The sequence below is a fragment of the Mesorhizobium sp. M7A.F.Ca.CA.002.04.1.1 genome, from assembly GCF_004022805.1.
In the GTDB taxonomy this organism is placed as follows: Bacteria; Pseudomonadota; Alphaproteobacteria; order Rhizobiales; family Rhizobiaceae; genus Mesorhizobium; species Mesorhizobium ciceri.
This window is the reverse complement of record NZ_RZPL01000410.1, coordinates 1-5,068: the sequence shown is the minus strand read 5'-3', so window position 1 is coordinate 5,068 and position 5,068 is coordinate 1. Positions and strand designations below refer to the sequence as shown.

Annotated in this window: 5 protein-coding genes; all 5 read left to right on the top strand. The window is 61.6% G+C overall.

Going from position 1 to position 5,068, the window contains the following annotated elements; genetic code table 11:
* Window positions 1-1,071, top strand: a 1,071-nt coding sequence (eno, locus tag ENZ75_RS20355; protein WP_128278271.1) for a phosphopyruvate hydratase, incomplete at its 5' end; no start/stop codon positions are given.
* A gap of 276 nt (window positions 1,072-1,347) precedes the next feature.
* Window positions 1,348-1,671: a septum formation initiator family protein gene (locus ENZ75_RS20350; RefSeq protein WP_027038975.1), complete on the top strand. Its 324-nt coding sequence runs from the start codon at window positions 1,348-1,350 to the stop codon at window positions 1,669-1,671.
* 194 nt (window positions 1,672-1,865) lie between these two features.
* A complete protein-coding gene (gene pdhA, locus ENZ75_RS20345) occupies window positions 1,866-2,903 on the top strand; it encodes a pyruvate dehydrogenase (acetyl-transferring) E1 component subunit alpha (protein WP_063168051.1) in 1,038 nt (345 codons plus the stop codon).
* Window positions 2,904-2,918: 15 nt separating this feature from the next.
* A complete protein-coding gene (locus ENZ75_RS20340) occupies window positions 2,919-4,322 on the top strand; it encodes a pyruvate dehydrogenase complex E1 component subunit beta (RefSeq protein WP_063168050.1) in 1,404 nt (467 codons plus the stop codon).
* Window positions 4,323-4,340: 18 nt separating this feature from the next.
* Window positions 4,341-5,068, top strand: a 728-nt coding sequence (locus ENZ75_RS20335; RefSeq protein ID WP_128278270.1) for a biotin/lipoyl-containing protein, incomplete at its 3' end; no start/stop codon positions are given.

Sequence of the window (5,068 nt, the reverse complement as noted above, 5' to 3'; positions counted from 1 at the left end):
GCGGTGAACGGCGAGCTGTTCGAGGCCATCGGCGGCATGGAAGCCGAAAACCAGATTCATATCGACCAGACCATGATCGAGCTCGACGGCACGCCCAACAAGAGCCGGCTTGGCGCCAACGCCATTCTCGGCGTTTCGCTGGCGGTGGCCAAGGCGGCCGCTGATGCCGCCGGCCTGCCGCTCTACCGTTATGTCGGAGGCACCAAGGCGCATCTCCTGCCGGTACCGATGATGAACATCATCAATGGCGGCGCGCATGCCGACAACCCGATCGATTTCCAGGAATTCATGATCCTGCCGATCGGCGCGCCGACGCTGCGCGAAGGTGTCCGCTGGGGTTCGGAAATCTTCCATACGCTGCGCAAGAAACTGAAGGATGCCGGCCACAACACCAATGTCGGCGACGAGGGCGGCTTTGCCCCGAACCTGAAAAGCGCTCCGGTGGCGCTCGATTTCATCATGGAATCGATCGAGCAGGCCGGCTTCAAGCCGGGCGACGAGATCGCGCTCGGCCTCGATTGCGCCGCGACCGAGTTCTTCAAGGACGGCAACTACGTCTATGAAGGCGAGAAAAAGACGCGCGATCCCAAGGCCCAGGCCAAATACCTGGCCAAGCTTGCCGCCGACTATCCGATCATCTCGATCGAGGACGGTCTTGCCGAGGACGATTGGGAAGGCTGGAAGTACCTGACCGACCTGATCGGCAAGAAGACGCAGCTGGTTGGCGACGATTTGTTCGTCACCAACACGGCGCGGCTGCGCGACGGCATCCGCATGGGGGTTGCCAACTCGATCCTGGTTAAGGTCAACCAGATCGGCTCGCTTACGGAAACGCTCGACGCCGTCGAGACCGCGCACAAGGCCGGCTACACCGCCGTGATGTCGCACCGCTCGGGCGAAACCGAGGATTCGACCATTGCCGATCTCGCCGTCGCCACCAATTGCGGACAGATCAAGACCGGCTCGCTGTCGCGCTCGGACCGCATGGCCAAGTACAATCAGCTGATCCGCATCGAGGAAGAGCTCGGCAAGCAGGCAAGCTACGCCGGCAAGTCGGTGGTCAAGGGCTGATCCGGAAACACCGGCTCATCGATACCGGACAAAAGGGCGGGAGCATTCCCGCCCTTTTTCGTTTCGGCGCCGCCAAACAGGTCACCCGTAACCGTCCGTTAAGCACAATCGGGCGAGAAAGATCGTGAGCCGCCTGAGTTCGCGGGCTAGAGCCGGATGATCTCAGGTCTGTTCGACCTGAAATCTGAATCCGACTCTAAATCAAAGAGATAGAGCATGATGTCGTCCGAAAACCGCTTCACACTTTTCGGCATCATGCTCTAGAGGAATCGGGCGATGTGGACGCGTCAGCACAAGCAGAGAAACACCGGCCGGCTGATCATTCCCTCGCTTTGCGTGGCGTTCCTGGCCTATTTCGGCTTTCATGCCTATCACGGCGAATTCGGTATCTACTCGAAATATCAGCTGGAAGCCCAGACGGTTGCGCTGCAAGGCCAGCTCGATGCGATCAAGGCGCGCCGCATGGAGCTCGAGCGCCGCGTTCGGCTGATGCATGAAGGCACGCTCGAGAAGGACATGCTCGATGAGCAGGCGCGCAAGGCGCTCAATCTGTCCCAAGCTGACGAAATCACCATTATGTTGCCGACCTCGGCGAAATAACTGATTTCAAGTTAATCACCAATATTTTCAATGATTTTAATCGCTTAGGCGCATGCCAGCTATGCAAATTCGGCATGGCGCAACGCTTTGACGCGTGTTAGCCTCCCTAAAATCGGTGGGGAGGAGCTGATCTCCCCAGAGCAGATTTCATCCTGCTCTAATGTCCACGAAGAGACGCCAACAGGGAGTGATGCATGGCCACCGCCGCCAGAAAAGCGCCTGCCAAATCCAAATCCGACGGCAAATCGGGGCTTTCGACCCCCAAACCTGTCGAATTCACCAAGGACGAAGAGCTTGCCGCTTACCGGCACATGCTGCTCATCCGTCGTTTCGAGGAAAAGGCCGGCCAGCTCTACGGCATGGGTTTCATCGGCGGCTTCTGCCACCTCTATATCGGCCAGGAAGCGGTCGTCACCGGCATGAAGATGGCGCTGATCGACGGCGATCAGATGATCACCGCCTATCGCGACCACGGCCACATGCTGGCGATGGAGCTGTCGCCGCGCGGCGTCATGGCCGAGCTGACCGGGCGTCGCGGCGGCCTGTCACGGGGCAAGGGTGGCTCCATGCACATGTTCTCCAAGGAAAAGCACTTTTATGGCGGCCACGGCATCGTCGGCGCGCAGGTGTCGCTCGGCACGGGCTTGGCCTTCGCCAACCGCTACCGCGACAACAACAATGTCTCGCTGACCTATTTCGGCGACGGTGCGGCCAACCAGGGCCAGGTCTATGAAAGCTTCAACATGGCCTCGCTGTGGAAGCTGCCGGTGATCTACATCATCGAGAACAACCGGTATGCCATGGGCACCTCGGTGTCGCGCTCTTCGGCGGAAACCAATTTTTCGCACCGTGGCGCTTCGTTCAAGATTCCCGGCATCCAGGTCGACGGCATGGACGTGCGCGCTGTCAAGGCCGCCGGCGACCAGGCGACCGAATGGTGCCGCGCCGGCAACGGGCCGATCATTCTCGAAATGCAGACCTATCGCTATCGCGGTCACTCGATGTCCGATCCGGCGAAATACCGCTCAAAGGAAGAAGTGCAGAAGATGCGCTCCGACCATGACCCGATCGAACAGGTCAAGGCGCGGCTGATCGAGAAGAAGTGGGCAACCGAGGACGAGCTTAAGGCCATCGACAAGGAGGTCCGCGACATCGTCGCTGACGCCGCCGAATTTGCCCAGAACGATGCAGAGCCGGATCCGTCCGAGCTCTGGACCGATATCGTATTGTAACGGGAGGGCAAGGACATGCCGATCGAAATTCTCATGCCCTCTCTCTCGCCGACCATGGAAGAGGGCAATCTTTCCAAGTGGTTGAAGAATGAGGGCGACAAGGTCGTCGCCGGCGACGTCATCGCCGAGATCGAAACCGACAAGGCGACGATGGAAGTCGAGGCCGTCGACGAAGGCACGCTTGGCAAGATCCTGATCGCCGCCGGCACCGAAGGCGTCAAGGTCAACACACCGATTGCCGTTTTGCTGCAGGACGGCGAAAGTGCCGGCGATATCGGCAAGTCCTCGGCTCCCGCCAAGGCGGAATCACCGGCAAAGGCAGAGGCTCCAGCCGCGGCGGAGGACAAGGCGGAGGCCGCAAAACCGGCTGCCGCGCCGGTGGCTGCTGCACCGAAGACGGAAATCGCCGCCGATCCGGACATTCCGGCCGGCACAGAGATGGTCTCGACCACGGTACGCGAAGCGCTGCGCGATGCGATGGCCGAGGAAATGCGCCGCGACGGCGATGTCTTCGTCATGGGCGAGGAGGTCGCCGAATACCAGGGCGCCTACAAGATCACGCAAGGGCTGCTGCAGGAATTCGGGCCGCGGCGCGTCGTCGACACGCCGATCACCGAGCATGGCTTTGCCGGCGTCGGCGTCGGCGCGGCGATGGCCGGCCTGAAGCCGATCGTCGAGTTCATGACCTTCAACTTCGCCATGCAGGCGATCGACCAGATCATCAACTCCGCCGCCAAGACGCTCTACATGTCGGGCGGCCAGATGGGTGCGCCGATCGTTTTCCGTGGACCGAACGGCGCTGCCGCACGCGTCGCCGCGCAGCACTCGCAGTGCTACGCCGCCTGGTATAGCCACATTCCGGGCCTGAAAGTGGTGATGCCCTACACCGCCGCCGACGCCAAGGGCTTGTTGAAGGCGGCGATCCGCGATCCCAATCCGATCATCTTCCTCGAGAATGAGATCCTCTATGGCCAGTCCTTCGACGTGCCGAAGCTGGATGATTTCGTGCTGCCGATCGGCAAGGCGCGCATCCACAAGACCGGCAAGGACGTCACCATCGTCTCTTTCGGCATCGGCATGACCTATGCGGTCAAGGCGGAAGCCGAGCTGCGCGGCTTGGGCATCGATGCCGAGATCATCGACTTGCGCACGATCCGGCCGCTCGATCTCGACACCATCATCGCCTCGGTCAAGAAGACCAACCGGCTGATCGTTGTCGAAGAGGGATATCCGCAGAACTCGGTCGGCGACCATATCGCCAACCAGGTGTCGCAGCGCGCCTTCGATTTCCTCGACGCGCCGGTCATCACCATCGCCGGCAAGGATGTGCCGATGCCCTATGCCGCCAACCTCGAGAAACTGGCTTTGCCGAACGTCGGCGAAGTCATCGAGGCGGTCAAAGCCGTCACATATCGCTGAACCGGGCGGGAGGACAAAATGCCAATCAACATCACCATGCCGGCCCTGTCGCCCACGATGGAAGAGGGCAATCTGTCCAAGTGGCTCGTCAAGGAAGGCGACAAGGTTTCGCCGGGCGATGTCATTGCCGAGATCGAGACCGACAAGGCGACGATGGAAGTCGAGGCTGTCGATGAGGGCACGGTCGCAAAGCTCGTCGTTCCCGCCGGCACCGAAGGCGTCAAGGTCAACGCTCTGATCGCCGTGCTCGCTGCCGAAGGTGAGGATGCAGGCGCTGCCGCGAAAAGCGGGGGCGATGCTGCTCCAGCGAAAGCCGAGGCCAAGCAGGACAAGGCGCCAATCTCCCCACCCGTGGGGGAGATGTCGACGAAGTCGACAGAGGGGGGCGCTGTCCCGCCGTCCTCTCAGCGCGAGACGCCCCCCTCTGGCCTGCCGGCCATCTCTCCCACAAGGGGGGAGATCAGCCAGTCGCCGGAAGGACGCACCTTCGCGTCGCCGCTCGCACGTCGCATAGCCAAGGAAGCCGGTGTCGATGTGTCTGCCGTGACCGGCACCGGTCCGCATGGCCGGGTGGTGAAGGCGGATGTCGACGCGGCGATTGCCGGTGGCGGCGCCCAGGCGGCGCCTGCCGCCAAGGCTCCGGCTGGCGTGCCCGCTGCTGCTCCTGCCGCGCCGGTAAAGGCGATGTCGGACGATCAGGTGCTGAAACTGTTCGAACAGGGCTCCTACGACCTCGTCCCGCATGA

What these genes read in the sequence shown, in the direction of transcription:
- ENZ75_RS20340 (WP_063168050.1), top strand. Translation starts at nt 2,919, where the DNA reads ATGCCGATCGAAATTCTCATGCCCTCTCTCTCGCCGACCATGGAAGAG.
- ENZ75_RS20350 (WP_027038975.1), top strand. Translation starts at nt 1,348, where the DNA reads ATGTGGACGCGTCAGCACAAGCAGAGAAACACCGGCCGGCTGATCATT.
- pdhA (WP_063168051.1), top strand. Translation starts at nt 1,866, where the DNA reads ATGGCCACCGCCGCCAGAAAAGCGCCTGCCAAATCCAAATCCGACGGC.